The sequence below is a fragment of the Mycolicibacterium gilvum genome, from assembly GCF_900454025.1.
Classification (GTDB): domain Bacteria; phylum Actinomycetota; class Actinomycetes; order Mycobacteriales; family Mycobacteriaceae; genus Mycobacterium; species Mycobacterium gilvum.
On record NZ_UGQM01000001.1, the window covers coordinates 2,473,423 to 2,499,159 of the forward strand.

38 protein-coding genes, 4 tRNA genes and 1 riboswitch are annotated in these 25,737 nt (G+C 66.6%); of the genes, 20 read left to right on the top strand and 22 right to left on the bottom strand.

What is annotated here, in order from left to right; translation table 11 throughout:
- Positions 1–14: 14 nt before the first annotated feature.
- The gene (locus tag DYE23_RS11765) at positions 15–494 is read right to left on the bottom strand and encodes an SRPBCC family protein (RefSeq protein ID WP_013471973.1); all 480 of its coding nucleotides are present in this window, start codon (positions 492–494) and stop codon (positions 15–17) included.
- A gap of 74 nt (positions 495–568) precedes the next feature.
- On the opposite strand from DYE23_RS11765, the gene DYE23_RS11770 reads away from it, so the two are divergent.
- Positions 569–925, top strand: coding sequence for a helix-turn-helix domain-containing protein (locus DYE23_RS11770; RefSeq protein WP_011894756.1), 357 nt, complete (start codon positions 569–571; stop codon positions 923–925).
- A 20-nt stretch (positions 926–945) separates the two neighbouring features.
- Here the strand turns inward: DYE23_RS11770 and DYE23_RS11775 are convergent, their stop codons facing one another.
- Together DYE23_RS11775 and DYE23_RS11780 are read right to left on the bottom strand one after the other, a co-directional pair.
- Positions 946–1,365: a hypothetical protein gene (locus DYE23_RS11775; RefSeq protein ID WP_011894755.1), complete on the bottom strand. Its 420-nt coding sequence runs from the start codon at positions 1,363–1,365 to the stop codon at positions 946–948.
- Between the two features lie 254 nt (positions 1,366–1,619).
- Positions 1,620–1,913, bottom strand: coding sequence for a hypothetical protein (locus DYE23_RS11780; RefSeq protein WP_049777447.1), 294 nt, complete (start codon positions 1,911–1,913; stop codon positions 1,620–1,622).
- A gap of 256 nt (positions 1,914–2,169) precedes the next feature.
- Between DYE23_RS11780 and DYE23_RS11785 the strand changes: the two genes are divergently transcribed.
- The 15 genes from DYE23_RS11785 to DYE23_RS11865 all read left to right on the top strand — a co-directional run bounded on the left by DYE23_RS11785 (position 2,170) and on the right by DYE23_RS11865 (position 11,951).
- Positions 2,170–2,499 (top strand): ArsR/SmtB family transcription factor, encoded by a 330-nt coding sequence (locus tag DYE23_RS11785; RefSeq protein ID WP_011894753.1) that lies wholly within the window; start codon positions 2,170–2,172, stop codon positions 2,497–2,499.
- 11 nt (positions 2,500–2,510) lie between these two features.
- Positions 2,511–3,200, top strand: coding sequence for a cation efflux transmembrane domain-containing protein (locus DYE23_RS11790; RefSeq protein WP_011894752.1), 690 nt, complete (start codon positions 2,511–2,513; stop codon positions 3,198–3,200).
- Between the two features lie 27 nt (positions 3,201–3,227).
- On the top strand, positions 3,228–3,572 hold the full coding sequence (locus DYE23_RS11795) for a DUF3703 domain-containing protein (protein WP_011894751.1): 345 nt from the start codon (positions 3,228–3,230) through the stop codon (positions 3,570–3,572).
- A gap of 351 nt (positions 3,573–3,923) precedes the next feature.
- A complete protein-coding gene (locus DYE23_RS11800; RefSeq protein ID WP_115327262.1) occupies positions 3,924–5,051 on the top strand; it encodes a tyrosine-type recombinase/integrase in 1,128 nt (375 codons plus the stop codon).
- Between the two features lie 549 nt (positions 5,052–5,600).
- On the top strand, positions 5,601–5,807 hold the full coding sequence (locus DYE23_RS11805; RefSeq protein ID WP_115327263.1) for an excisionase family DNA-binding protein: 207 nt from the start codon (positions 5,601–5,603) through the stop codon (positions 5,805–5,807).
- A 273-nt stretch (positions 5,808–6,080) separates the two neighbouring features.
- Positions 6,081–6,431: a DUF2742 domain-containing protein gene (locus DYE23_RS11815; protein WP_115327265.1), complete on the top strand. Its 351-nt coding sequence runs from the start codon at positions 6,081–6,083 to the stop codon at positions 6,429–6,431.
- Positions 6,428–7,780 carry a DUF3631 domain-containing protein gene (locus DYE23_RS11820; RefSeq protein WP_115327266.1) on the top strand — a complete coding sequence of 451 codons (1,353 nt, stop codon included), beginning with the start codon at positions 6,428–6,430 and terminating at the stop codon, positions 7,778–7,780. The genes DYE23_RS11815 and DYE23_RS11820 overlap by 4 nt, the downstream gene beginning before the upstream one ends.
- Positions 7,777–8,052, top strand: a complete 276-nt coding sequence (locus tag DYE23_RS11825; RefSeq protein WP_115327267.1) for a hypothetical protein — start codon at positions 7,777–7,779, stop codon at positions 8,050–8,052. Before DYE23_RS11820 ends, DYE23_RS11825 begins: the two co-directional genes overlap by 4 nt.
- Before the next feature lie 432 nt (positions 8,053–8,484).
- The gene (locus DYE23_RS11835; protein WP_115327269.1) at positions 8,485–8,721 is read left to right on the top strand and encodes a hypothetical protein; all 237 of its coding nucleotides are present in this window, start codon (positions 8,485–8,487) and stop codon (positions 8,719–8,721) included.
- Positions 8,714–9,190: a hypothetical protein gene (locus DYE23_RS11840; protein ID WP_115327270.1), complete on the top strand. Its 477-nt coding sequence runs from the start codon at positions 8,714–8,716 to the stop codon at positions 9,188–9,190. The genes DYE23_RS11835 and DYE23_RS11840 overlap by 8 nt, the downstream gene beginning before the upstream one ends.
- A 161-nt stretch (positions 9,191–9,351) precedes the next feature.
- Positions 9,352–10,200, top strand: a complete 849-nt coding sequence (locus tag DYE23_RS11845; RefSeq protein WP_115327271.1) for a phage major capsid protein — start codon at positions 9,352–9,354, stop codon at positions 10,198–10,200.
- A gap of 141 nt (positions 10,201–10,341) precedes the next feature.
- Positions 10,342–10,527 (top strand): hypothetical protein, encoded by a 186-nt coding sequence (locus DYE23_RS11850; RefSeq protein ID WP_115327272.1) that lies wholly within the window; start codon positions 10,342–10,344, stop codon positions 10,525–10,527.
- 160 nt (positions 10,528–10,687) lie between these two features.
- Positions 10,688–11,047, top strand: a complete 360-nt coding sequence (locus DYE23_RS11855; protein WP_147292278.1) for a hypothetical protein — start codon at positions 10,688–10,690, stop codon at positions 11,045–11,047.
- Positions 11,048–11,100: 53 nt separating this feature from the next.
- A complete protein-coding gene (locus DYE23_RS11860; RefSeq protein WP_147292279.1) occupies positions 11,101–11,355 on the top strand; it encodes a hypothetical protein in 255 nt (84 codons plus the stop codon).
- 14 nt (positions 11,356–11,369) lie between these two features.
- Positions 11,370–11,951 carry a hypothetical protein gene (locus DYE23_RS11865; RefSeq protein ID WP_115327275.1) on the top strand — a complete coding sequence of 194 codons (582 nt, stop codon included), beginning with the start codon at positions 11,370–11,372 and terminating at the stop codon, positions 11,949–11,951.
- A 59-nt stretch (positions 11,952–12,010) separates the two neighbouring features.
- On the opposite strand, the gene DYE23_RS30610 is transcribed toward DYE23_RS11865, so the two are convergent.
- The 8 genes from DYE23_RS30610 to DYE23_RS11895 all read right to left on the bottom strand — a co-directional run bounded on the left by DYE23_RS30610 (position 12,011) and on the right by DYE23_RS11895 (position 13,776).
- Complete coding sequence (locus DYE23_RS30610; RefSeq protein WP_147292280.1) at positions 12,011–12,205, bottom strand: hypothetical protein; 195 nt, start codon at positions 12,203–12,205, stop codon at positions 12,011–12,013.
- Complete coding sequence (locus tag DYE23_RS30615; protein ID WP_147292281.1) at positions 12,202–12,444, bottom strand: hypothetical protein; 243 nt, start codon at positions 12,442–12,444, stop codon at positions 12,202–12,204. Before DYE23_RS30615 ends, DYE23_RS30610 begins: the two co-directional genes overlap by 4 nt.
- Positions 12,441–12,653: a hypothetical protein gene (locus DYE23_RS11870; protein ID WP_115327276.1), complete on the bottom strand. Its 213-nt coding sequence runs from the start codon at positions 12,651–12,653 to the stop codon at positions 12,441–12,443. The genes DYE23_RS30615 and DYE23_RS11870 overlap by 4 nt, the downstream gene beginning before the upstream one ends.
- On the bottom strand, positions 12,650–12,901 hold the full coding sequence (locus DYE23_RS11875) for a hypothetical protein (RefSeq protein ID WP_115327277.1): 252 nt from the start codon (positions 12,899–12,901) through the stop codon (positions 12,650–12,652). Before DYE23_RS11875 ends, DYE23_RS11870 begins: the two co-directional genes overlap by 4 nt.
- Before the next feature lie 105 nt (positions 12,902–13,006).
- Positions 13,007–13,081: transfer RNA gene (locus tag DYE23_RS11880), tRNA-Val, on the bottom strand.
- 12 nt (positions 13,082–13,093) lie between these two features.
- Positions 13,094–13,167: transfer RNA gene (locus DYE23_RS11885), tRNA-Cys, on the bottom strand.
- Between the two features lie 27 nt (positions 13,168–13,194).
- Positions 13,195–13,267, bottom strand: a tRNA-Gly gene (locus DYE23_RS11890).
- A gap of 95 nt (positions 13,268–13,362) precedes the next feature.
- Positions 13,363–13,776: a DUF6636 domain-containing protein gene (locus DYE23_RS11895; protein ID WP_099961350.1), complete on the bottom strand. Its 414-nt coding sequence runs from the start codon at positions 13,774–13,776 to the stop codon at positions 13,363–13,365.
- Positions 13,777–13,898: 122 nt separating this feature from the next.
- On the opposite strand from DYE23_RS11895, the gene DYE23_RS11900 reads away from it, so the two are divergent.
- Both DYE23_RS11900 and DYE23_RS11905 read left to right on the top strand, forming a co-directional pair.
- Positions 13,899–13,970, top strand: a tRNA-Val gene (locus DYE23_RS11900).
- A 209-nt stretch (positions 13,971–14,179) separates the two neighbouring features.
- Positions 14,180–14,878, top strand: a complete 699-nt coding sequence (locus tag DYE23_RS11905) for a DUF305 domain-containing protein (RefSeq protein ID WP_115327278.1) — start codon at positions 14,180–14,182, stop codon at positions 14,876–14,878.
- A gap of 8 nt (positions 14,879–14,886) precedes the next feature.
- Here the strand turns inward: DYE23_RS11905 and DYE23_RS11910 are convergent, their stop codons facing one another.
- Together DYE23_RS11910 and DYE23_RS11915 are read right to left on the bottom strand one after the other, a co-directional pair.
- A complete protein-coding gene (locus DYE23_RS11910; RefSeq protein ID WP_115327279.1) occupies positions 14,887–16,029 on the bottom strand; it encodes a sensor histidine kinase in 1,143 nt (380 codons plus the stop codon).
- Positions 16,026–16,781, bottom strand: coding sequence for a response regulator (locus DYE23_RS11915; protein WP_115327280.1), 756 nt, complete (start codon positions 16,779–16,781; stop codon positions 16,026–16,028). The genes DYE23_RS11910 and DYE23_RS11915 overlap by 4 nt, the downstream gene beginning before the upstream one ends.
- A gap of 138 nt (positions 16,782–16,919) precedes the next feature.
- Here DYE23_RS11915 and DYE23_RS11920 point away from each other — a divergent pair, with 138 nt between their 5' ends.
- Both DYE23_RS11920 and DYE23_RS11925 read left to right on the top strand, forming a co-directional pair.
- Positions 16,920–17,132: a heavy-metal-associated domain-containing protein gene (locus tag DYE23_RS11920; RefSeq protein WP_041788635.1), complete on the top strand. Its 213-nt coding sequence runs from the start codon at positions 16,920–16,922 to the stop codon at positions 17,130–17,132.
- A 36-nt stretch (positions 17,133–17,168) separates the two neighbouring features.
- Positions 17,169–19,286 carry a heavy metal translocating P-type ATPase gene (locus DYE23_RS11925; RefSeq protein ID WP_115327281.1) on the top strand — a complete coding sequence of 706 codons (2,118 nt, stop codon included), beginning with the start codon at positions 17,169–17,171 and terminating at the stop codon, positions 19,284–19,286.
- On the opposite strand, the gene DYE23_RS11930 is transcribed toward DYE23_RS11925, so the two are convergent.
- From DYE23_RS11930 to DYE23_RS11970, 9 genes are all read right to left on the bottom strand, one after another.
- Positions 19,177–19,854 carry a hypothetical protein gene (locus tag DYE23_RS11930; protein WP_115327282.1) on the bottom strand — a complete coding sequence of 226 codons (678 nt, stop codon included), beginning with the start codon at positions 19,852–19,854 and terminating at the stop codon, positions 19,177–19,179. The genes DYE23_RS11925 and DYE23_RS11930 overlap by 110 nt on opposite strands.
- Before the next feature lie 51 nt (positions 19,855–19,905).
- Positions 19,906–20,709, bottom strand: coding sequence for an ABC transporter ATP-binding protein (locus DYE23_RS11935; RefSeq protein ID WP_115327283.1), 804 nt, complete (start codon positions 20,707–20,709; stop codon positions 19,906–19,908).
- Positions 20,706–21,767 carry a FecCD family ABC transporter permease gene (locus DYE23_RS11940; protein WP_115327284.1) on the bottom strand — a complete coding sequence of 354 codons (1,062 nt, stop codon included), beginning with the start codon at positions 21,765–21,767 and terminating at the stop codon, positions 20,706–20,708. Before DYE23_RS11940 ends, DYE23_RS11935 begins: the two co-directional genes overlap by 4 nt.
- On the bottom strand, positions 21,764–22,744 hold the full coding sequence (locus DYE23_RS11945) for an ABC transporter substrate-binding protein (protein WP_115327285.1): 981 nt from the start codon (positions 22,742–22,744) through the stop codon (positions 21,764–21,766). The genes DYE23_RS11940 and DYE23_RS11945 overlap by 4 nt, the downstream gene beginning before the upstream one ends.
- A gap of 51 nt (positions 22,745–22,795) precedes the next feature.
- Positions 22,796–22,916: riboswitch (cobalamin riboswitch) on the bottom strand.
- Positions 22,917–23,049: 133 nt separating this feature from the next.
- Entirely contained in the window at positions 23,050–23,289 is a 240-nt protein-coding gene (gene mbp1 / locus DYE23_RS11950) for a microaggregate-binding protein 1 (protein WP_011894732.1), read from the bottom strand.
- 104 nt (positions 23,290–23,393) lie between these two features.
- Entirely contained in the window at positions 23,394–23,648 is a 255-nt protein-coding gene (locus tag DYE23_RS11955) for a hypothetical protein (RefSeq protein ID WP_374226439.1), read from the bottom strand.
- 75 nt (positions 23,649–23,723) lie between these two features.
- The gene (locus DYE23_RS11960) at positions 23,724–24,191 is read right to left on the bottom strand and encodes an STAS domain-containing protein (RefSeq protein WP_115327286.1); all 468 of its coding nucleotides are present in this window, start codon (positions 24,189–24,191) and stop codon (positions 23,724–23,726) included.
- Between the two features lie 249 nt (positions 24,192–24,440).
- Entirely contained in the window at positions 24,441–24,881 is a 441-nt protein-coding gene (locus tag DYE23_RS11965; RefSeq protein ID WP_011894729.1) for a response regulator, read from the bottom strand.
- A 197-nt stretch (positions 24,882–25,078) separates the two neighbouring features.
- The gene (locus DYE23_RS11970; protein WP_172527758.1) at positions 25,079–25,699 is read right to left on the bottom strand and encodes a TetR/AcrR family transcriptional regulator; all 621 of its coding nucleotides are present in this window, start codon (positions 25,697–25,699) and stop codon (positions 25,079–25,081) included.
- Positions 25,700–25,737 lie beyond the last annotated feature (38 nt).

Consider the following 25,737-nt stretch of genomic DNA (forward strand, 5'->3'; position numbering starts at 1 on the left):
ACCAGTAGTTGACGCTAGCTGCGCGGGTAGCCGCGCCGGACTGTGCGGTCGAGGATCCCCAACGTTCCTCGTAGGGCGAGCTCGGAGATCACGGGGAAGATCCCCATGTCGCGCCAGTGCTGGTGGATGTCGGACCAGTCGTAGAACGAGGTGACGAGGGTGCCGGTGTCGGCGGGCTCCAAGCGGTAGCCGTAGACGTGACCGATCTGCGGCTTGAGCTGCCCCAGGATGGTCCAGGCGATCAGCGCGTCCTGTTCGTACTGCGTGATGGCGACGGTGACGTCGTAGCGGCCGAGTTCGGGGAAATCATTGAGCGCCGCGCGGTCCATGTGGACGACGAAGGAGTCCCCGACGGCGCGGGCGGGCGAGCCGTCGGCGTCCTGGAGCATGCCGGTGGCGTCGATGGCGACGTGGCCCTGGGGGTCGCACAGCACCCCGAATATGTCGGCGGGCGGTGCGGCGATGATGCGGGACACTTCGATGCGATCGGTCATGGCGCCATCGTGTCATGCAGTGGCATAGCTCACGCTCCTGTTTCGTTCCGCCGTCGCACCGGGAACTCGAACGCATGATGCGGGCTAACGACAAGACCACGATCCAACCGAGGATGCTGCGTCGGGCGTTGGACTTCATGCACGAGAACGCCCAGTACGACATCACGATCCGCGACATCGCGTCGGCGGCCGATGTCACTCCCCGGGCGATCCAGTACGCGTTTCGCGAGCACCTGGACACTACGCCGCTGGAGTACTTGCGACGTATCAGGCTCGAACGGGCGCATCGAGAGCTGATGTCCGCCGACCCGTCCTTCGACACGGTGACCTCGATCGCGGGACGATGCGGGTTCAGCCACCCGGGCAGATTCAGCAGCGCCTACAAGCAGGTGTTCGGCACCGAACCGAGCCGCACGCTACGCAGTTCGTAGGGCGTCAGGCCGGCGAGGGGTTACATCGGGGTGAAGCCCACCCCGTTGTATTTCCCGGCCTGCCATCCCTGAGCCCCGAGGCACACCAGGGGCCGTCCGTCGGGAGCCTGCGCGGCGGATTGCGGTTTGGGGCACGGTGCGCCGATGTCCTGGACGCCGAACAATTCGTAGCTGGTCTGCCAGAAGCCCGTGTAGATGGGCGGCCACTGATTCGGGATCCATCGGCATTGCAGCGCTTCGCCACCGGGTCCGCGACCGAACGTGAAGCGGTCCATGTTCGTGCAGGGGCCGGTCAGGTGGGCGTCGTAGTTCATGCCCGGCACATCGGTGGAGTAGCGGACGGGATCGTCCCAGTAGATCGGGCCGGGCTGCGCGGACGCGACGGGTGCGCAACAGAGGGCGGCGCCGAGCGCGCTGGCCACGAGCATCTTGCGGATCATGTTCCACCCCTACGTCGTCGACGGCCGTACCGGCGTCTTGCGACATTAGTCGGTGCGATGGGGCGCTGGAAGCTTTCCCGCGGGGGAAGAGGCCTGAAACGATCTCGGCCCGCCACCCGGGGGGTTGGTGGCGGGCCGAGGGTATCGGGTTTCGCAGTTCGTTTCTCAGTCGAACAACTCTGAAGCTATGGCCCCAACCTGAGAGGGGCCTAATAGCTACATAGGTCTGCGCTACGAAAAATTCCGGGTCGCCGTCACTTGAGCCGCAGGACCGACGCCGGGACCCAGTGGGTGACGGAGTCTTTCTGGCCGCCGTGGGTGATCGGATACGTCACGAGTCCCCACCACCGGCCCTGCTCGCTCAGGCCCCAGCACGTCAGCCGGCCCTCGACGATCGAATCCATCTGAAGACCTTTGGGGTGGTACCTGCCGTCGCAGTGGGCCTCGCGGGGGAAGAGGGCGACGAGATCGATCAGCACCCGGTGCGGTGGATGGACCCGGCGGAAGACCGGGCGCAGCGGTTGACCGCCGTGCCCGATCTGCTGCATCGCCATTGCTCGATCATATGTTCGAAACGGGCGTCGGTGAAGGTCGGCCCGGAAACGACTCAGGCTCGGTCGAAACCGGGCCTGATGCGAGGAAATCTGGTGCGAGGTCCTGGGTTTGACGTAGGTCAGTCGCATTTCTGAAACCGTGAGGTACCGGGCTCGCCAGAGTCGCGAACCGACGTTACGACGTCGTGCAACGGTTCCGGCGACTCCGCGAAGAGTTCCGTCTATACATTGATCGCTGTACTATGGCGCCGTGCGGACGGTTTTCCACGGCGATGCCCTAGCCCGGTTCGGGCATGCCTTATCCGATCCGGTCCGGGCGAGGTTGCTCCTGGCGTTGCGCGAGGGGCCGGGCTACCCCGCTGAACTCGCCGATGTCCTGGGCGCGACTCGGCAGAACGTCTCGAACCACCTGGCGTGTCTGCGTGGCTGCGGGTTGGTCGTGGCTGCACCCGAGGGCCGGCGCATGCGATACGAATTGGCGGACGTTCGTCTTGCGCACGCGCTCGGCGCCCTGCTCGAACTCGTCCTGGTGACGGATCCGAGCGCCTGCCCCGCTTCGCCCGCCGATGATTGCTGCTGAGGACGACTCCGATGACCGACCCCGCCGCGGAGGAGCTGAAACCGCTGATCGCCAGTTCGGCGGGCTGCACCGACGCCGGTTGCACTGCGACCGCGGCCACGGTCTCTCCCGCGCGTCGAGCGGTGCTCACCCGTCGGGTAAGGCTGTTCGTCCTGGCGACCATCACCTACAACCTGATCGAAGCCGTAGTGGCGATCAGCGCAGGCACGATCGCGTCGTCTGCGGCCCTCATCGGGTTCGGGCTCGACTCGCTCATCGAAGTCGCCTCAGCCACCGCCGTCGCCTGGCAGTTCGCAGGCCGAGACCCTGAGGAACGCGAGCGCACAGCGTTGCGGATCATCGCCGTCTCGTTCTTCGCGCTTGCCACCTACGTCACCGTCGAGTCGGCACGAGCACTCTTCGGCGCGGCGGAAGCGGCGCCATCGCCCGCCGGCATCGTGCTCGCGGCGGTGTCGCTCGCCGTCATGCCGTTCCTGTCCTACGCGCAGCGCCGAGCCGGCCGAGAATTGGGTTCCGCAAGCGCTGTAGCGGACTCGAAGCAGACTCTGCTCTGCACCTATCTGTCGGGCGTCCTGCTCGTCGGCCTCCTACTCAACGCTCTGTTCGGGTGGTCATGGGCCGATCCGATCGTTGCGCTCGTCATCGCCGGTGTTGCGGTCAAGGAAGGCCGCCAGGCATGGCGCGGCGAGCACTGCTGTTGACGCACACAACCGAGGGGACCGGATTCAATGACCCGTATCAGCGCTCAGGCGCGGGCCGTCTACGACACCGAAATGCAGGCCGCCCGCGCGACCGCCTCGGCCGACCAGCGCTGGCACCACCTTGAGCGGGCGCATATCGTCTCTCAGCCCTTCGCGTGGCTGCACACCCGCAACCACATCGCCATGCTCAGACTCGCGCTCACACAACATGATCGGCGCGAAGCTTTCGGCCAAGTCATCCGAATCTTGGTAGCCGCTCCCGGCTCGCTGACGGGCCGGTATCCCGAGGGAAATACGGGACGTGTCGCCGCGGGGCTGACCACACCGATGCCGGTGCCACGCGACCTTGCCGCCGTTATGCGGTCTGCCTAGTTCACGTTCGTTCTCGGTTCAACGGACCCGGATTGCCCGAGCGTGACGCCTGCCGGCGCGCCTTCGGGTCATTGCGGTGCCGTAGGGGATGCACCAACCATCGGAGAGCCGCCCGCATTGGGCACAGAAACACGAAAGGCCCGGAATTGCCGGGCCTGACCTGGTAAAACGCTGGTGCGCGATACTGGGATTGAACCAGTTTCATTAGGCGGCCGGTGTGGAACCGTCTGACCTGTGCAGAAAGCCTCTGAACAGGCGACACGCACGACAGTAACGCTGGAGCCAAGCGGAAGCAAGAGGAACCTGGGCTAGTCTCTTATTGCGCGTTTATTGCGCGGACGGGAGGCCACAGTGACGCAGGCGAAAAAGCGGGACCGCCGCAAGTTCGGTCGCATTCGGCAGTTCAAGTCCGGCCGGTGGCAGGCCAGCTACACCGGACCCGACGCCAACGTCTACATCGCACCCAAGACGTTCGACGCGAAGGTCGACGCCGAAGCGTGGCTGACCGACCGCCGGCGCGAGATCGACCGCGAACTCTGGTCGCCGGATAGCGGGCAGGAAGAACGGCCCTCAGCGCTGTTCGGCGAGTACGCCGAAGGGTGGCTGAAGCAGCGGGGCATCAAGGACCGCACCCGCGAGCACTACCGCAAACTGCTCGACAATCACATCCTGCCGAACTTCGCTGACGTCGAGCTGCGCGACATCGCTCCCGACGCCGTGCGCCGCTGGTACGCCACGACCGCCGTCGGCACGCCCACCATGCGCGCACATGCCTACTCGCTGCTGCGGGCGATCATGCAGACCGCGATGGCCGACGATCTCGTCGACTCCAATCCGTGCCGGATCTCTGGTGCCTCGACGGCCCGCCGTGTTCACAAGATCCGACCCGCCACGCTCGGCGAACTGGAAACCATCACCCACGCCATGCCGGCGGCCTATCAGGCGTTCGTTCTCATGGCCGCCTGGCTGGCGATGCGCTTCGGGGAACTCACCGAACTGCGCCGCAAGGATGTCGACCTGGCCGACGAGGTGGTGCGCGTGCGCCGTGCCGTGGTGCGTGCGGGTGACGACTTCAAGGTGACGACGCCGAAATCAGACGCCGGTATCCGCGACATCAGCATTCCGCCGCACCTCGTTCCGGCCATCGAGGACCACCTCGACCATTACGTCAGACCTGGGAAGAACTCGCTCTTGTTTCCTTCGGTGGGAGATCCTGAGCGTCACCTCGCGCCGTCGGCGCTGTACCGCATGTTCTACACCGCCAGATCGAAGGCCGGTCGTGACGATCTCCGCGTGCACGACCTCCGGCACTCGGGTGCGGTGCTCGCTGCGGCGACCGGCGCGACCCTCGCCGAACTCATGGGCAGGCTCGGACATTCAACCCCCCAGGCCGCATTGAAGTACCAGCACATTGCCGGTGGGCGCGACAAACAGATTGCCGCACTGCTGTCGAAGATCGCCGAGAACGGGGGAGCGTGATGGACGCTGTTGCCGCGTACCGTGCTATGACGGCAAAGGACCGTCGTAGCGTCCTGCTTGCTGAATACCGTTGTCACGAGCGATGTTTACTTCTGCACATTTGGCAGGCTCCCACTGGGCGGTACTACTACCAGCCGCCCTATCGCTTGTCGCCCGAGATCACCGCACTCGAGACTGCCGAATCAGCGCGTCGCAAGCGCACGTCGGATGGATACCGCCGATGGCGTGAACGTGCGGGCTCGGTCGACGAACTAATAGAGTTCGCCGCCGGTGGCCCACCCGACGTGTTCATTGGGTTAACCCTTACCTGCGACCACGTCCGAGAAGCGGTTCCTGCGGGGCGATTCGTGTTGGACGCAGCGCAGCCCGGGCGGCCGCTAAGAATCCTCGTTCCATAGGGATGCGGGTCGCGTGACACGCAGTGCGCCCGGAGTGTCATGGAATGTCGCGGCGCGAACATACGGTTATAGTGAGTCTCATCGACGCCCGGCATGGAATGCCTAACCCGAGAATGTAGTCGGCACCTCGGAAACCTCTGGAGGTTTCCGCATGCCTGGAAATTCGTCGAATAACATCCGCCGTCGCCGCTACGCCAAACTGGGCGAAGCGGCCGACTACCTCGGCGTCACCGACCGCACTATCCGGCAGATGATCGCCGACGGTCGACTGACGGGTTACCGCAGCGGCAATCGCCTTGTCCGCGTAGACCTCAACGAGATCGACGCCGCTATGAAGCCGTTCGGCGGTGCGGCCTGACATGACGACCGCAAAGAGAAACCGCCCGAGCGGGGGAACTCGGGCGGCATCAAAGTCCAGGGCGACGGACTACCACCAGAATAGCGGCGATTACCGTCACGAGCCCGAAAGCGCGCAGGACCGTGCCGTGCGTGCCGCTATCGAGCTACTGGCCGATCACGGCTACGCCGTCTCCGCTCGGTGTATCGACTGCGGGCACGTCATCGCCACTGATTCGAGTCTGGCTCGGATGCGCGGGCCGCACTGCCACGCCAAGGCGAAGGCGGTGACCGCATGACGTACGAGTCTGCATCGCAACAGGTGTCGTGGTCCGACGTGCACGCGTTCGTGTTGCCGAAGCTCAAGAAAGCCGGCGACTGGCCGATGGCCGGATCGCCGGAATGGTGTCTGCTTGACGACCGTGATCCGGTGAAGTGGGCTGCGGTTTTGGACGCGGGCCAGCACTGGATTCTGCGGGTCGAAGGCTGGCAGACAGCGGATTGTGACGCATCGGCGGCGATCTCGGCGGGTGCGGATTGGGCCGCGACTTCCCGCCTGGTGACTCAACACAATTCCTATTTCGCAGCACGTCCGTGGACTGCGCGTCAGACATTTCTCCCGAAGGTTGGGGGGTGGCTGCAATGACCGTCGACCGTTCCGACGAGCTTGTTGAGTGGTACGCCGAGGACAACCCTGATGGCGCCCAGCTCCTCGATGACGTCGAGGCATGGTTCCGAAGGTTCATCTGCGTGACAGATGATGGAGACTTGGCGCTGCTCGCGGTATGGACTGTCCACACCCACCTTGTGACAGAGTTGCGGACAACGCCACGGCTGCAACTGGATTCGACAGTTCCCGAGTCTGGCAAGACGACAGTGCTGGACCATCTATACCGGTTGTGTTGGCGGGCAATCTTGGTCGCCAGCCCGCCGTCGCCTGCCCTGATACCTCGGCTCTTGGACCAGGAAATCCGAACCGTCGAAATCGACGAGGTTGACCGGGTGCTGCGCCCGGACGGCCCTGCCACGCCGGATCTGTTGTCCATCATCAATAGCGGCTATCGGCTCGGCGCCACCCGACCCGCGCTGGTACCTGTGAAAGGAGGGGGCTGGGAAGCCAAAGAGATGTCGACCTTCGGGCCCGTCGTGCTATCCGGCAACGCGCCGAATCTACCAGATGACACCCGCTCACGGATCATTCGCATCTTGCTGATGCCCGACTACGGCAATGTCACCGAGGATTCGGACTGGGAGCTGATCGAGGATGAGGCTCAGCGGCTCCATGACCGTATCGCCGCGTTCGCCGATGCGGTGCGGGAACTGGTAGCGGGCCTGGCAGTGGAGCTGCCCGATGGTTGCGTACGCCGCGCGAAAGAGAAGTGGCGCCCACTCAAGCGTGTCGCGGTCGCTGCTGGTGGAGACTGGCCCGCCGTGGTCGACAGCCTTATCAAGCGAGGACTCGCCGAAGACCAGGCCGAGCGCGACGCGGGGCTACGCGCACTGCCGCCCGGCATGGTGCTGCTCGCTGACCTCCGCAAGGTCTGGCCGGACCGCGATGACCTCGTACCCACCGGCGAGTTGATCAATTTGCTGGTGCAACACAACCCCGACTACTGGGGTCCATCGAGCCCGTACGGCAAGTCGATCACGCCGACCCGGTTGGGCAAGTTGTTGACCCAAGCAGCCAAGGTCACGTCTCAGCGCCCTGGTGGACGTGGCCCGCGTGGCTACCTGCGCAAACAGCTCACCCCGGTATGGGAGCGTCTGCGCTTGCAAAGCTCAGACACACCCCCCGGTGCACCCGGTTATCTTGGCGAACCCGGTGCGGAGATGCACCGGGATAACCGGGATAACCAACTGCACCGGGTTGAACCGGGTGCCCCACCGAAGCCAATTCCGCCACCGATCATCACCGGCCCCGGCCGCTGCACCGAATGCGGCTTCCACATCCAAACCCAAGGGCACCGCGACGATTGCTCGGCGGGTGCGGCATGAGCGCCGCGCATGACTGGTGGATGGGCCTGTCGCAGCAGGAGCGCGACCACCTCAACGACATCGCGCAACAGACGCCGCTCGGCCTTCTGGTCTACCCGTACTGGGACGCCAAAGCTGCCGCCGAGATCCTGGCATGGCTGCAACTGGAGAACGACATCCTGCAAGCACATGGCGACTGGCTGTCGCGCACCAAAGCCAGATTCGAGCGCAACGGCTGGCCCTGGACCACCGGAGAACTCATGCGACGAGCACACCTATGGGAGCACGAATGAGCCATCACCCGACCGACCTGTTCGCCGCGCAGCGCGGCGCGCCGTCACTACCCGGTGCCCGCTGTCGGGGTAAGCCGCATCTGTTTGACGAGGCGGCGTCCGACGAATCTGAGGACGTTGTCGCCCAGCGTCATTCACAAGCGCTCGGTCTGTGCCGTCTGTGCCCGGCGCTCGCGTCCTGTGCAACGTGGTTCGACGAACTACCGAAGTCCAAGCGTCCACCCGGTGTGGTCGCCGGCAGACTCAACCCCCAAAAAGCAGGAAGGCCAAGGAAAACCGCATGACATCCACCCGCCGCCGCACCACACGCCTGTGCCTGCTCTGCCAGAAGTGGGCCACACGACACCCCAGCGGCCTCTGTCGCGAATGCCGACCAGTCGCCGGTGACGCAATAACCCAATTCAGCGCCACAATTGAAAGGAACACCACGCCATGAGCGAAGAACACGACCTGTCCGAGGGATTCCCCGAATACCAACGGCCGCCCAAAGACATCGTCGCGCACATCCCGGACCCGGACGCGCCACCGATCCCGACCGGGCCCGGCCACACCGTCACCGTCACTGAATGGGACGAGAACGGCGTCACCCAAACCGAATCCGAAGCGTTCATCACGCGCGCTATCACCAATCTCGATGACCTCTACCGAAGGAATGACAACGATGACTGACAACACCGACGCCCCCGACGCCACGCCCGAAGAATCCACCACCCCGGAGGGCGCCGACACGGACACCGCACCGGACGAGCCCGACCAGGACCACCCCGACGCCACCCCTGACGCGGTCAAGGAAGCCCGAAAGTACCGGCGCAGAGCACAAACCGCCGAATCCGAACGCGACACCCTCAAAGCCCGACTCGAGATCCTGCAACGCGGCGAAGTGGAACGCCTCGTCGCCGACCGCCTCGCCGACCCCGCCGACGTCTGGCGCGACGGAGCCACCCTCGACACCCTCCTCGACGACGACGGCAACATCGACCCCAAACGCGTCGACGACCTCACCAAAACACTTCTCGCCGCCCACGCCCACTGGGGAATCACCCGCCACAAGCCAGCAGGGTTCCAATCCGGCGCTGCTGCACAAACATTCCCGCGCCGCGACTCATTCACAGCAGCATTCGCCCCGAAGGAACGCTAAACTGGGAGGTGCGCTCGGGCATCCGGGCCGGGAGCCCACCCCGAGCGCACCGTCACCCCAGCGGGGGAACCAGGCGCAGCCCAGCGGGCCGCCAGGACAACCAATCCTCCACCGCAGCAATCCCTTCCGTGGACGCTGCCAACACTGGGAAGTGACACACAATGGCAATGGAAACAACCACCACCAGCGCCTACGCTTGGCGCCCCGACGACACCACCTTCGCAGCCGCCGACGTCGTGCCCGAAGCGCTCATCCTCAAGACCTCCACTGTCGCAGGCAGCATCGAAGGTGACAAGCCGTCCTTGCACGTCGCCTACATCGACGACGCCGACGCCCAGTTCATCGCCGAGGCAACCGAAATACCGGAATCCGACCCGACGTTGGCAGAGGTCCTCGTACATACCGGCAAGATTTCCCAGCTTGTCCCGCTTTCCGCCGAGCAATTCAGCCAGGACGGCACCGCCTCGCAGATCGCGCAGTCAGTGTCCCGCGCCCTCGTCAAGCGCGCCGATCAGGCTTACCTCGCGCAGGTCGCGCCGACCCCGCCCGCGGTGCATCCGCCCGCCGGCCTGATCAACATCGACGGCCTGACCGAAGGCAACGACCTCGTCGGGGATCTCGACTCCCTCGTCGATCTCATCGCCGAACTCGAAGCCGAAGGCTCCACGCCTTCGCACATCATCGTCGACCCGCTCGGCTGGGCATCGATCCGCAAATTCAAAACCGGCGCCTCCTATAACTCCAGCCTCTTGGGCGCAGGCACCACCGACGCCGTCCCCATGCTGCTCTCGCTGCCCGTCCTCGTGAACCGCTGGGCACCGGCCTTCTCCGGCATCGTCGTCGACCGCAGCGCCGTAGTCTCCGCCGTCGGACCCGTCAAGGTCGCCACCAGTGAGCACGCCCTGTTCCGCAGTGACAGCGTCCTCGTGCGCGCCACCTGGCGGATCGGCTGGAACGTCGTGCGTCCCGAACGCTGCGGCACCTTCGGAATCGCACTGCCCGGCAGTTAAAAGACGTGGGTCGCGGCGCCCTCACGGTGCCTCCTTTCACCAACAGCGGCAGCCACACCCACAACGCCTGCGGTCCCGGCCTTTTCATGGCGGGCCGGGACCGCAGGCAACACCCCAACCCCACGAACCAAGGAACCGGGAATGACCCGAGCCGCCGAACGAGCCCAACGCCGAGCCGCACGCCACCACCGCGCCGAAATCCTCGCCCGCGACGACTTCCGATGCCAGATAGGCAAACCCGGCTGCAACATCATCGGCAACCACATCCACCCCACCAAACAGATCGCCGCCTGCGAACCCTGCCTCACCCGCAAGCCAGCGGCATGAGCACCATCACCGCAGGTCAACCCCCTGGGGAGGGGGCTCGACGCTCCCTCGATCCAAGCCCGGATGGCATAGGGCTTGCCGCTCCCTCGATCCAAGCCCGGATGGCATAGGGCTTGCCGCTCCGTGGATGCACTTTCGGGCCTGAGATGAGGAGATGAATATGACTGCTGCGGAGCGTGTCCGCGCTGGCTTGGACGCTGCGCTGGCTGAGGCTGGTCAGCAGATCGGGGCGACCCTGGAATGGGATGCGCGCGAGCGTGAGCATGTCGAGGCTGCGGTTGCGGCTGCCGAGGTTGTCGATGTGCTCGATGAGCTGCTGGACGCCGAGCGGGCCGGAGAGCGCCGGCCTTCGATGATTGTGAAGTTGGCGGCCGAGCAGCGGTTGCAGCGGTTGGCGGTGTCAGAGCATTTGCGTCGCCTGAATCTCGACACGCTGGCGCCGGAACAAGGGTCGCGGCAGCATTCGGAGGCTGCGCGGGCTCGGTGGGGTGCGGAGCGTCCGAAGCGGAGGAACGCCTGATGGCGAAGATTGTGCGAGACCCGAGCGTGAGCCATGACGGCTTGTATGGGTCGGTGACTGTCGCCTATGAGCGGGACGCTGAGAGGTCACCGGGCCGGTACCAGTACCAGGCGACCCTCGACGCTTTACACGGCTATGAGCCCGCGGTGGTGGGTTGGTGGGCGTTGCCCGAGGTGATCCGGTCGGGGCGGCCAGCGAGGGTCTCGGGGTCTCGTCAGATGGCCCGTGTCGCCCCGGATGATTCGGTGGAGTGGCTCGGTGTCGTCGAGTCGGCCGATGCCGAGTTGGCCGAGTACCGCGATCTTTGAAGGGACGACCCCGCATGAACGAGGCCAGGCAGTTCCTTGAAACCTGCTTTGGTGATGCGGAGGGCTGGTTGTGTGGGGCCGTCGGCAGCGACCCGTTTCGGCATCCGGGCGGCATGTATGACCACCACGAGTGGAACGAGGTGGCAGTCCGTTGGCCGCGGGATGTTGACCGGGCGGCCGACTGGTTCGCGGAGCGCGCCCCGGTTGGTGATGTGTATGTGTGCCCGTATCTGATGCGGGTGCCGTGGCGGGAGAAGGGCGGATCGGTGCGCCGGGCGTTGATTCACGCCGATGTCGATATTGATGTAGACGAGGAGAAGGTGGCCCGGTTGGGCGGGTTCATCGTGTGGTCGGGCACTGGCGGTCACGGTCACGTCTACGTGCCGCTGCCAAGTTCAGTTTCGGTGACGCGACATGAAGCGTTGTGCCGCCGGCTGGCGGTGACGCTGGACGGGGACGCCAAGTACACCGATAAGGATTTGATGCGTCTGCCGGGAACCTGGAACTACAAGAGCATTATCGATGGTGGGGAGCCTAGCCCGGTAGTCCTACAGATGGGCCGCGACCACGCTGCGGGCTGGCCGCGCGGGCTATGACAGCAGTGCGCCCCGGGCACCGTATCGACGGAGCCGGGGCGCTACTGGGCTTCGGGGGTTCAGACGCGCTCGGGATCTCGCATGAGCCGCAGCGGGATCGGTGGTTTCTGCTGCCGGATCTGTTTGCGCTCCAGCGGCGTCCTCACGACGGTCAGCAAGGTGATGATCTCGTCGGTGCTCATATCGGCCGGGGCGAGATCAGCCAGGGCTTCGCGCAGCTCGTTCACTAACGCCGTGCGGTTCGCCGCGCTCATCGGTCACCCTTGCCGACGAGAGTTAAGCGTGTCGGCCGCTCACGCAGCGCTAGGACTCGGGCATGGGCAGGAGTGAGCGTTGCGATAACCGCCATCATCTCGTCGGTAGAGAGGTCGTCGGGGCTGACACGGTTCAATATCGCCTTCAGTAGCCACACCACATGTGCCCGGACGCCGTCGTCGTCTGCGGACACCGTTGCTATTACGGGGCGGTCCGAGCCCCCGTCGCGGTCGCTCATCGCTTGCCATCCCTTACAACGCTGAGTGCTACCACTGGACAGCCGACACGCGCTTGTCGGCGCTCGTTGACTGTCCGCAGGATCGCGACGAGGGCGGCGAGGTCGCCGCCGGTCAGGTCTTCGTAGCGGAGGGTTGTCAGCATGGCGTTCGCTTCGTGCGCCAGGTCGAGACGGGCAAGCGCGAACACGTCATCAGCTTGGGCGCTCATCGCTGCGCAGTCTTGTCGGCCTGCACAGCTGCGACGAGCAGTGCAGAGGCAAGCTCTCGCGCCTGGTCGGAGTTCAACGGCAATTCGTGGTCGATCTGATCGAGGATGATGCCTGAGTCTGCTGTGTGCACGATGGCCGGGTGGTCGGTGATCCGGTGGACCGCCGAGCAGTAGCGGGTGTGGCGGCCTATACCTCCGCAGCAGGTGCGGGTGGCGGAATCGACGGGGTAAGGGTTCGTTTGCGTCATTTCGTTTCCTCCCGGGGCGACGCTGTTCCCACCGGCCCTATTGCGCGTTTATTGCGCGGAAACGACGAAGGCCCGGTGAAAACCGGGCCTGACCTCGCCGAACAATGGTGCGCGATACTGGGATTGAACCAGTGACCTCTTCCGTGTCAGGGAAGCGCTCTCCCGCTGAGCTAATCGCGCCGGGACAAACTTTGGAGGTGGAGACGGGAATCGAACCCGTGTGCACGGCTTTGCAGGCCGTTGCCTCACCACTCGGCCACTCCACCGCTGGGGTTGATGCCACTGCATCCTCGAGCGGATGACGGGATTCGAACCCGCGACCCTCACCTTGGCAAGGTGATGCGCTACCAACTGCGCTACATCCGCGTGCCACGGGCGAGATCGTCGTCCGTCGCGATGCACGACATTAGTCCACTGAGCCGGGCATATACAAATCCCTTGCCCGTGCGGCGTGCCGCGGTTCAAAACACCTGATAGGCCTCCCGGGCGAGGACAAATCCGTGGCCGTCGGAGTTTGAGCACCGCATGCCCGACGGCTCGCTGTTACAGCTCATACCGCCTCCGGCCTCGTACTGCCCGAACGGCAGCGCAGGCCCACTGCCCAGCGTGGTGTCGCCGGCGCAGACGAACGCCGCGGGCCCGGTGGGGCTCAACGTGATGCCCTGGCCGTAACCGGTGACGTCGGGACAGTCGGCGGGCCGAGGGGGAGGGTCCCAGCTCCGTGACGCGATGTCGCAGCGCACCATCTCGTCGGTCAGGATGCAGCCGATGTTGCCGCTCGGGGAGGTGAATCCGACGAGATCGGCCGTGGCCGTCGGGGAGGTGAGCATCGCGGCCGACGCCCCCGCAGCGGCGGCCCAGATCCAGCGCTTCATGGCCTGACACTACTGACGCAGGGCGCTGAGCAGAGGCAGACTGCCGAATCGACAGCCGGGGGATTCTCGGGGGACCGGCGCCGCGTGTTAGTCTTCTGCCTCGTTCGACTCGTCGGATGGCCGGTCTCGTAGCTCAGTGGGAGAGCGTCCGCCTCACACGCGGAAGGTCGCTGGTTCGAAACCAGCCGGGACCACACAATTCTTCATCTCGCCACCGTGGCCGACTCCGGTGCGCGCCTGCTGAGGTCGCCCGAGCGCCAATGTCGATCTTCGTCGTGGACGTCGTCGCCTTCATCGAATCTTCACCGGAACACGAACCCACCCTTATCCGGGCGTCGGAGGCTGGAAGCAGAGATCCTGCCTGCCTGACGGGGTCTCGGACGCCGTTGAGAAAGGATGCGCCATGCAGCACAAGGGATTTCGTTTCGGCGTTGCCGCGATCGCCGCGTCGGCACTGGTGGTGAGCGCGTGTTCGAACGGGTCGACGGACTCGTCGTCGGACTCGGCCACCACCTCCGCCGCCGCGTCGGCCACCTCCAGCGTGGCCTCCGGTGCCACCGCGCACACCGGCTCCGACGTGATGTTCGCCCAGGGGATGATCCCGCATCATCAGCAGGCGATCGAGATGAGTGACATGCTGCTGGGCAAGCAGGACATCGACCCTGAGGTGGTGTCGCTGGCCGAACAGATCAAGAGCGCCCAAGGCCCGGAGATCGAGCAGATGCAGGGCTGGCTCCAGGAATGGGGGGTGGGTTCCACCCCGCCGGAGGGCGGTGCGATGCCCGGCCACCAGATGCCCGGCCATGACATGCCTGGACACCAGATGCCGGCCGGTGGCGACATGGGTTCGATGCCCGGCATGCCCGCCGGCGGCCACGGCATGATGTCGCAGGCCGACATGGCCGCGCTCCAGAATGCGCAGGGAGCCGGAGCCGGCCGACTGTTCCTGACCCAGATGATCACGCACCACGAGGGGGCGATCATGATGGCGCAGCGCGAGATCGAGGGCGGTCAGTACCCCGCCGCGGTGGACATGGCGCGCACCATCGTCTCGTCGCAGCAGGCCGAGATCGACCAGATGCGCGCAATGCTCGCCGGATGATGCCCTGATCAGAGAGGGGTCGTCGGCAGCTCGACGGTGAACGTCGCGCCGGTGCCGGTCCCGCGGCTGACCGCGGCGATCGATCCGCCGTGCGCGTCGACGAGAGCTTTCGCGATGGCCAGGCCCAGCCCTGCTCCGCCGTGTTCGCGGTCGCGGGCGTCGTCGACGCGGTAGAACCGGTCGAACACGCTGGACAGGTGCTCGGTGGCGATCCTCTCACCGTTGTCGGCGACGGTGATCGTCACCCGGCCACCGTCGGCGCGGCAGTGGATTTCGACGCGACCTCCGGGTGCGGTGTGTCGGAGCGCGTTGTCGAGCAGGTTGTCGAGGACCTGCGAGAGTCGCTGTTCGTCGGCCCAGAGCGGCGGCAGTGCCTGCGCCGTCCGGAGTTGCAGCGCAACACCTTTGGCGTCGTAGCGTTCGCGGGCGGCCGCCACGGCGTGACGGACCAGCCGTTCGGTGTCGACCTCGGCGTAGGCCATCGTGACGGAGCTCTCCTCGGCCTTCGCCAGCGCGGCGACGTCATCGGAGAAGCGCACCAGGCGCCCCGTCTGATCCCGTAACACGGCAACGGTTTCCGCGTTCAGGGTACGCACCCCGTCCTCGAGCGCCTCGACGTACGCGTCGAGCACCGCGACGGGCGTGCGGATCTCGTGGGCGAGGTCACCGAACAGCCGTCGGCGTGTGCGCTCCACCGACTGCAGCCGCGACGCCATCTGGTTGAACGCCGTGGCGAGAGCGTCGAAGTCGTCGCCGAGACGGGGCGGGGACACCCGTACGTCGTAGCGCCCCTCGGCGACGAGCGCTGCCGCACCGGCGACCTCGGTGACGGATCGCTGGAGTCGCCGGCTCACGTAGACGCTCACGGCGAGCGCGGCCAGCGCCGACACCGCGAGCGCGCCCCCGATGGACATCACCGTGGCGTATCCGTAGGCCTCCTCGGCGTGCATCTCTTCCGGCGAGTTCGTCGGGACACCCGCGCGGTGCAGATGCTCCCGGAACAACGGCGGACCCACCACGGCCGCCACCACCGCGGTGGTGGCGGCGCCGACGGCCAACACGATGGCCTGGGCGGCCAGCAGACGCAGACCGATTCCGGGCCGACGCCACCGGCGCGTCGGCGACGCGGCGGTCCGGCGGGTGGCACTCACTCGCCCGTGCCCATCCGGTAACCGACACCGCGCACCGTGACGATGTAGCGCGGGCGTGTGGCGTCGTCACCGAGCTTGCGCCGCAGATGCCCGATGTGGACGTCGACGAGTTGGTCGTTGCCCACCCAGGGTTCGTCGCGGACGATCTCCAGAAGTTGGCGCCGGCTCAGCACGACTCCCGGTCGGCCGGACAGCGTCTGCAGAATGTCGAACTCGGTGCGCGTCAACAGAATCGGTTCGTCTGCGATCCGGACCTCCCTGGCGGCGACGTCGATGCTGAGCGCACCGAAGCGTCGCGGTGGCGCGACCTCTCGATCGGCGCCGGTCGGCGGGGACTGCAATAGCCGGGGACGTCGCAGCATGGCCCGGATGCGCGCGACGAGTTCGCGAGGGCTGAAGGGTTTCGTGACGTAGTCGTCGGCGCCGACGGTCAGGCCGAGCACCGTGTCGAGTTCGGTGTCCCTGGCGGTCAGCATGACGACGTACGCGTCGGAGAAGGTGCGCAGCGTCCGGCACACCTCCAGTCCGTCGATTCCCGGCAGACCCAGATCCAGGACGACCACGTCCGGGTCGAAGTCGCGCGCGAGCGCGATCGCGTCGACGCCGTTGTCGGCGACGACCGCGTCGAACTGCTCACGATGCAGATAGCTGGCCACCACCTCGGCCAGTGGAACTTCGTCGTCGACGACGAGCGCGCGGTATCCCCTGGAGTGCTCGGAGGGCGAACCCTGTGGATGGTCCATAGTGCTCATGGTGCCTGGCGACTGCGCCGTGACGATACCGGTGGCGCGATCACGTACCCAGGGGCGATGCGCGGTCGCTTGCCGTATACCCCATAGGGGTATACGGTGGGACCTGGTCGATACCCCGCGTGCCGGAAGGGAATGACAGTGAGTACAAGCAGATACGCCGTGTCCGGAATGACCTGCGGGCATTGCGAATCATCGGTGCGCGAGGAAGTCGGTGAGGTCGCCGGGGTGGAATCCGTCGATGTCAGCGCCGCGACCGGAACCCTGGTGGTGACCACCAGTGGCCCCGTCGACGACACGAAGATTCTCGACGCGGTGGAGGAAGCCGGGTACTCGGCCGTGCGCGTCGCTTGACCGCCGGAGGCAGCTCCCATGTGAGGAGAGTGCAACGTGACAGGCAATCACGACCATCATGGACATGCCGGGCACGGTGACCACGTCGCGCAGTTCCGGAAACTGTTCTGGCTCAATCTGATCCTCGCCGTTCCGGTCGTCGCGTTCTCGGGGATGTTCGCGATGCTGGTCGGCTACGACGTTCCCGACGTGCCTGGGGCCCGCTGGGTCGCTCCGCTCCTCGGGACGGTGATGTACGTCGTCGGCGGACGCCCGTTCCTCTCCGGGGCGCTGGACGAAATCCGTTCCCGCAAACCGGCAATGATGCTGCTGATTGGCCTGGCGATCACCGTCGCCTTCGTCGCGTCCTGGGGTGCGAGCCTGGGGCTGCTCCACCACGAACTGGAGTTCTGGTGGGAACTGGCACTCCTCATCGTGATCATGCTGCTCGGTCATTGGGTGGAGATGCGCTCTCTGGCGCAGACCACCTCGGCGCTGGACTCCCTGGCCGCGCTGCTGCCCGACGAAGCCGAAAAGGTCGACGGTGACCGAACGATCACCGTGGCGCCTGCGGATCTGCGGGTCGGCGATGTGGTGGTGGTGCGACCCGGCGGCAGCCTCCCGGCCGACGGCCGCATCATCGACGGCCGCGCGGAGGTCGACGAGTCGATGATCACCGGGGAGTCGCGGCCCGTGGGTCGCGGCGTCGGCGATGCCGTGACCGCGGGCACGGTCGCGACGGACTCGGGACTGCGCGTGCAGGTCACCGCCATTGGTGAGGACACCGCGCTGGCAGGGATCCGGCGTCTGGTCACCGAAGCGCAGAATTCGTCGTCGCGCGCCCAGCGTCTCGCGGACAGGGCGGCGGGCTGGTTGTTTTGGTTCGCCCTGGTCACCGCCCTCGTCACCGCGGCGGCATGGTCGGCGATCGGAGACGTCGACGCCGCCGTGATCCGCGCGATCACCGTCCTCGTCATCGCGTGTCCGCACGCGCTGGGTCTGGCGATCCCACTGGTCATCTCCATCGCCACCGAGCGCGCCGCCCGCGGCGGGGTGCTGATCAAGGACCGCCTTGCGCTGGAGGGGATGCGCACCGTCGACGCGGTGCTGTTCGACAAGACGGGCACGCTGACCAGAGGCGAGCCGACGGTGACCGCCGTCGACGCGGTCGCCGGTCTCGACAGCGACACCGTGCTCGCCCTCGCCGCGGCGGCCGAGGCCGACAGCGAGCATCCCCTCGCCCGGGCGATCGTGCGCGCCGCGCAGAAGCGGCGGATCACCGTGCCGACCGCCGCCGGTTTCACGTCGTCCCCGGCGGTCGGTGTGGCCGCCACCGTGGAGGGGCACGACATCCGTGTCGGCGGACCACGTCTGCTTCAGGAGGTGGACGCCGACGAGGTCGCCGAGGCCGATCGGTGGCGCGCCGAAGGGGCCATCATCCTGCACGTCGTGCGCGACGGCGCGGTAGTGGGCGGGCTGCGACTGGCCGACGAGATCCGTCCCGAATCACGTGACGCCGTCGACGCCCTGCACACCCTGGGTGTCGAGGTCGTCTTGATCACCGGCGACGCCGACGCCGTCGCGATGTCCGTCGGCCGGGAACTCGGCATCGACCGGGTCTTCGCGGGCGTGCGGCCGGAGGACAAGGCGACGAAGGTCGCGGCGCTGCAGCACGAGGGCAAGAAGGTCGCGATGGTCGGCGACGGCGTCAACGACGCGCCCGCGCTGGCGCAGGCGGATGTGGGTATCGCCATCGGCGCGGGCACTGATGTCGCGATCGCGTCCGCCGGTGTCATCCTTGCCAGTTCGGACCCGCGCTCGGTGTTGTCGGTGATCGAACTGTCCCGCGCGACCTACCGGAAGATGAAGCAGAACCTCTGGTGGGGCGCCGGCTACAACCTCGTCTCGGTGCCGCTGGCCGCCGGCGTGCTCGCGCCGGTCGGCTTCATTCTGCCGATGTCGGTCGGCGCGGTCCTGATGTCGCTGTCGACGATCGTCGTCGCGCTCAACGCGCAGCTGCTGCGACGCCTGGATCTGAGCCCGGAGGCCGGTACGAGGGCGGTTCTCAGTGGTGATGGTCGTGGCCGTCGGACGGCGCCGGCGGCGCCCCGGCAACCCCGGGGGACTGAAGGGGCGGAGGCGTCGGCGCCCCGGGGCCGGAGTCGTTCATCTTGATCACGGGCATCGGCGCGGAGGGCGCGTGGTGCGAACCCGCTTCGGCGTGGCCGGCTCCCGCGTCGTGGTGCCCGTGGCGCAGACCCGACGTGACCCCCACGGTGGACGCGAGGATCACCACGCCGGCGGCGCCGAGGGAGACCAGAGCGTTCGCGAACGCGGGGATCGACTCCCCGCGGCGTCCGCGCCGCCATACCCAGCCTGCCCCCATCACCGCATAGATTTCGAGCAGCAGCGCACACAGGTCGGCACCCTGGATGTGTTCGACGGTTCCCGCGTGCGGGCCGAACGGCGCTCCGGCGGAACGGGACAACGCCCACAGCACGATCGCCGAGATGTTGAGCGCAATCCCGAAGAACAGCACCGGTGCCGTCGTCCGGAGCAGGATCAGAAGCGCCCACCCCGCCTGCGCCAGTGCCATCGCCGCGAAGAACACACCGGCGGGCATCCACTCGTTCCAGTGCGCCGGCACGACTGCGGCATGGATGACGCCCGCCCCGAGGGAGGCGAAGGCAGCCAGACGCGCCGCCAGTCCGCTGTCGGTATTACTCAGTGCTCTGCGCGCCACCGTCCGATGATGGCAGCAAGTGCGCCGAGAGTCGTTTCCTGCAACTGCATCTCAACCCGACCGAGATTCTTCTGTCACCCTGCGGCGAGGATCGAAGTAGATGTGAGGTCTGCCGGTGTCCGGGTGGCGCTGCACGGTTGCACTGACCTCCCAGACGTCGCCCAGCATTTCGGCGGTCAGGACGTCCGCCGGGCTTCCGGCCGCGACCTGACGTCCGTTGCGGAGCACGTGGATGACATCGCAGTACTGGGCGGCCAGATTGAGATCGTGCAGCGCGATGACGGCTGTGACGCCGAGGGTTGCCGGCAGGGCCAGCACGTCGAACGTGTGCCGTACATCGAGGTGGTTGGTCGGTTCGTCCATGAGCAGCAGGCGTGGCTGCTGCGCGAGCGCCCTGGCAACCAGGACTCGCCGGCGCTCGCCGCCCGACAGCAGCGGGAACGGGCGGTCTTCGAGGTGTGCGACGTCGACCAGTGCCAGCGAGTCACCCACGATTCGGATGTCGGACGCGTTGTCGCCCTCGAACATCCGCTTGTAGGGGCTGCGCCCCATCAGGACCACGTCGCGGACCCGAAGGTCGAAATCGCCCGCGGAATCCTGCAGGACCGCCGCGACGGTGCGTGCGAGCTGCCGTGCGCCGAGGGTGGCGATGTCGGTGCCGTCGATGCTCACCACGCCCGATGCCGGTCGCAGGATGCCGCCGAGCGTGCGCAGCAGGGTCGATTTGCCGCACCCGTTGGGGCCGACGATGCCGACGACCCTGCCCGCCGGAACGTCCATCGACACGTCCTCGACGATGCGGCGGCCGCCCAGATCGACGCAGAGCCCGGCGGTGCTCAGGCGGGCAGCGGTCACCAAGCCGCTCCGGTGTCGGCCCGCCGCGCGTCGCGTCGCAGCAGCCACAGAAAGAACGGCCCGCCGCACAGCGCGGTCAGCACGCCGACCGGAATCTCCTGCGGCGACGCCCACGTGCGCGCCGCGATGTCTGCCAGCACCAGGAAGCCGGCCCCGGCCAGCGCCGCGGCCGGCAGCGCGCGGCGGTGATCGCTGCCGACCAACAGGCGCACGGCATGCGGCAGGATCAGGCCGACGAAACCGATCGGTCCGCTGACAGCGACCAGCACGCCGGTCACCAGGGATGTCAGCACGAACGCGCGCACCCGGAAGCGTTGCGTGTCAACGCCCAACGTCGCGGCGGCCTCGTCACCGGCGAGCAGGACGTTGAGGGTACGGCCGTGGGCCATCAGCACCACCAGGCCCGCGCCGACGACGGCCAGGGGCAGCCAGAGGTTGTCCCACCGCGCACTACCGAGACCGCCGAGCAGCCACGTCAACACCTGCCGGGCCCGGTCGCCACCATCGGCGGTGATCAGCATCAGGCTGGTGACCGCTGACAGCACGTACGCCACGGCGACCCCGGCGAGCACCAGCCGGGTCGTGGTGACCCGTCCGCCCGCGCGAGACAGGCCGTACACGAGCGAACACGCCAGCAGTGCGCCGGCGAAGGCGGCCGCCGACGTCGACAGTGCCCCGACGAGGCTGACCCCGGTGACGATCACCGCCACAGCGCCGACCGACGCCCCGGAGGACACCCCGAGCAGATAGGGATCGGCCAGGGGATTGCGCACCAACGCCTGCAACGTCATGCCGACGACGGCGAGGCCGGCCCCGACCACGGCGCCCAGCACCACCCGGGGTCCGCGGACCTGGGTGATGACGGTCTGGAAGTGGGCAGGCCAGGTGGGGTCGACGAGGTTCGGAACGATCTGGTGGGCGAGGATGCGGGCGACGTCGCCCGGCGGTATCGCGATCGAGCCGATCGCCAGTCCCGCGACGACGGCGGCAAGCACCGTGGCCGCGAGACCGAGCATCAGCACCGGGTAGGGGAGGGAGGCCCGCGCGGCCCGTGTCACCGAAAGCGCTCCGGATGTACTTGTCGGGCAAGGGTCTCGACCGCGTAGGGCGCGCGGACTCCGAGGACCGCATCCTGGAGGGTCAGCACTGCGTAGCGGTCGTCACGGATGGCGGGTACGCCGGCGAGTTCGGGCCTGGACTGCAGGAACGCCCACTTGTCCTCCACCGACGGGGTGCCGAAGTAGTCGTAGATGACGATGACGTCCGGGTTGCGCTGTACCACCTGTTCCCACGAGACGTCGGCGAACGTGTCCTCGACATCGCCGAAAATGTTCGTCCCGCCCGCCAGTTCGATGATCTGGTTGCCGATGCCCTGACGGCCGGCGGTGAACGCGGTGTCCTCGCCGCTGTCGTAGACGAAGATCTTCGCGGTGCGGACGCCGTCGACGGCCGCGGCTGCCGCCGCCACCCGGTCCTGCATCTCCTCGATGAGCGCGTCGGCCCGTTCCGGCACACCGAAGATCGCGGCGATCGTGCGGATCTCGGTGTGCACATCGTCCATCGTGATCGGTTCTGTCGCAAAGTATTCCGGGTTGAGATAGGTCGCGACGCCGGCATCGTGGAATGCCCGCCGGGAACGTCCGGCGGTGTCGTCGAACGCACTGGCATACCCGCCGTAGACGAAATCGGGTGCCGCGGAGAGGACCTGCTCGAAGGACGCGTCCTTGTTCGACAACTGCGGGATCGACCGGTAGGCCTCGGCGTACCGCGGCAGCGGCGGATTGTCGGGGTAGACCGTGGCCACCACGGACTCGCCCAGTCCCAGTGCGAGCATCAACTCGACGGACTGCTGGAAGTAACCTACGGCGCGCTGTGGAGGAGCCTCGAGACGGATCTGCTCACCGCAGTTGTCGACCGACACGACCGCTGACGTGGCGCCCGACTCCGGCGGGGCGGACGCAGCGCAACCGGTCAGCGACACGAGGGCGGCCATCACCGCGGCGACAGAGGACAGGCAGCGACGTGAAGGCATCATGCTTCGGCTCCATCCGGGATTTCCGCGTCCCAGCAAGAGGGCCGACGAGAGCAGTATCCTGACTCCCGGATCAGCGCTCACCCCGACCTTCCAGCCTCTCGGCCGTGGTCGACGTGGGGTTCGCTCCCCGGTCACAGTGGCGGGACCGCGCCGGATTCACACCGGCTTCCTGCCTGTTCATCGGGGCCGGTCGGGTCGACCAGCCATACAGACCTTAGCCGACCCGCCGCGCGTCACACCCGCCACCTGCGCAACGCAATCGGGCCCCACCGGTGACGGTGGGGCCCGATTGTCTGGGTGCGTGGCTACTTGGCGCTCTCTGCGCTCTCCTGGCGGGCCTCGGCGGCGCTGGCGGCGGCGCGGGCAGCCTCGGCCTCGGCTTCCTTCTTCGCGACGTCGCGCTCGGCTTCGGCCTTGTCCTGCTGGGCGCGGCCTTCTTCGCGCAGGCCGTCGTTGTCGGTCACGATGCCGGCAACTTCCTTGGCCTTGCCCTTGACGTCTTCGATGACACCTTCGACCGCGTTCTCAGGTCCGCTGTCGCCCATGGCATTTCCTTTCGCCGTGTTTTCGAGGTGAGATCCCGATACCCGTTCGCTATCCGGATACCAACTTCGTGTGACGGACGTCATGGCCCGGGGGCCGGGACCGGTTACAGGTGCGGTGCTTCCTTGATGGTGCTGTCTTGTTTGCCGACGGTCTGGCAGAACGCGGTGATCGACAGCCGGGTTCCGGTGAGCTCGGCGTTGGCGGGTTCGTTCTTGCCCTCGTCGGTGAGCATCTTGGTGATGGCTTCGTTCTGCTTCTTCTCGTCGGCGGACGCGAAGTCCGCGCACGTGGTGTCACCACCGTCATTGGTGACCTGAGAACAGCCGCTCAACACAGCCGTCGCCGCCAGTGCTGACATCAGAAAAACTTTCGCGTGCGTCATGGCTGTACATGTTGCCCACGAAGCACACGGGCCAAACCACCCGCGCCGGGTCTAGCCCGTGCGCCAACCCGACCGCGCCGACCAGACGAACGGCGTGTGGCGCTGGGCACGCCGGTCCAGTCGTGCCAACGCCGCGGTGAGGTCGTCGGCGAGCGGCAGTTCGGATTCCGGGTCGCAGATCGACAGGAGCCGCCGCACGGGCGGACTCGCGACGATCGCCCAGTCCACATCGCTGCGGGTGCAGTGCACGCTGATGTAGTACAACGCGGTGAAGCCCTGGCTTCCGAAGAAGTCGACGGCACGCAGATCGAGCACGAGCTGCCGTGAAACCCGAAGGTGCCGTTCGACGTAGCGGGCGAGCTCGCGCCCGTTCACCGCGTCGACCTCGCCGACGACGGCGACCGCGATTCGATTCGGAGAACAGGGACGTGTAGCGAAGATTGCTGCACCGCAACGGGTTTGGTCCTCATCGGACGAGATCGACGGCGCGAATATCCGCTCGGTCCTGATGGCTACCATTCTCACTCTCACAGTTCGTGCGGAGGAGCCTCGCCGGTCGTCGCTGGCCGAGGGTGCGCTGAACAAGCGCTTCCGCGGGCTGATAGCTCAACCGTGAACCAGGATAGTACGAAATCCGAAGTTGTCGACACGCTTGCGACAAATTACCGAAATGTCGCCGTAGCCTGACGTTTTCCCACCCGGCGCGGGTAGTGATACTGACGGCTCCGTCAATCTGAGGTGTCCCCGGCGACGGAATCCGTAGGGCACTCAGCGCGGAGGCAGGCGCACCACCTGGACGAAGAATTCGTCGATCTGGCGCACCGCGCTCATGAACTGGTCGAGGTCGACCGGTTTGGTCACGTACGCATTCGCGTGAAGCTTGTAGCTGCGCAGGATGTCCTCCTCCGCGGCCGAGGTCGTCAGCACCACGATCGGGATGTCGCACAGCTCGGGATCGGACTTGATCTGCTCGAGCAGTTGCCGACCGTCGTACTTCGGCAGGTTCAGGTCGAGGAGTACCAGATCAGGGCGAGGTGCCAGCTCGTGGGCTCCGCGCCGGTACAGGAAGTCCAGGCCCTCCTGCCCGTCGCGAGCGACGTGCAGCGTGTTGGCAATCTTGTTCTGCTCGAACGCTTCTCGGGTGATCAATTCGTCGCCGGCGTCATCCTCGACAAGGAGTACGTCGATCGATCGGGTGGGGGCTGTCATCGGATTCCCTTCAGGGCCTTGGGGTCGCGCTGAGGTTGCGCAGAGGTCGCGCATGCGACGTTTCGCTCTGGCGTTGGCGCTGAATGCTGAACGGCAACCCGGTCGAACACCTGCGAACTGGTGATGCTTCGGTTCAGCGGGTGCTTCATTGTCGCACAGAACCCGGGACCGATCCCGGGTTCTGCGCAGCGTGATCCTCAGAGCAGTCGCGAGTCGAGGAAGGTGAGCGCGCGGTCGACGACGTCGCCGGGCAGCGGGTTGTTGTGCGACGCGGCGATGAGCACGCCGACGACGGCGCCGGCGATGACCCGCCGCTCCATCGCGTCCGTCGGTTCGGGCAGACGGTGCGCGAGACCGTCGGCGATCAACCCGAGCAGCCGGACGTACTTGTTGTAGACCAGCCCGCGCGCGTCGGGCACCGTGTACAGCAGTCGCTGACCCAGGATCGCGTTGTCCCGCTCCTCTGGAGACAGCCCGGCGAACACCTCGGCGACGGCGTGCCGGTACGCGGCGATCGGGGACATGTCAGACGGTGCGGCGACGAAGGCGTCGACGATCGGTGTGGTGTGGTCGTCGGAGAGCAGGACGGCCTCTTTGACGGCGAAGTACCGGTAGAACGTACTCGGCGAGATCTCGGCCGCATCGGCGATCTGTTCCACCGTGGTGTTTGCGTAGCCCTGATCCTCGAACAGGCGGAAGGCCTCGCGGCGGATCGCGAGCCGGGTGGCGGCTTTCTTGCGTTCGCGCAGCCCCCGCGTCTCGCCGGATTGCGTCACCGGCACAGTGTGGCAGCCGACACCCTGGACCGGACGCGGCATCCGGATTTGCCCGGAATGGGGGCGGTCGGCGCTAGAGT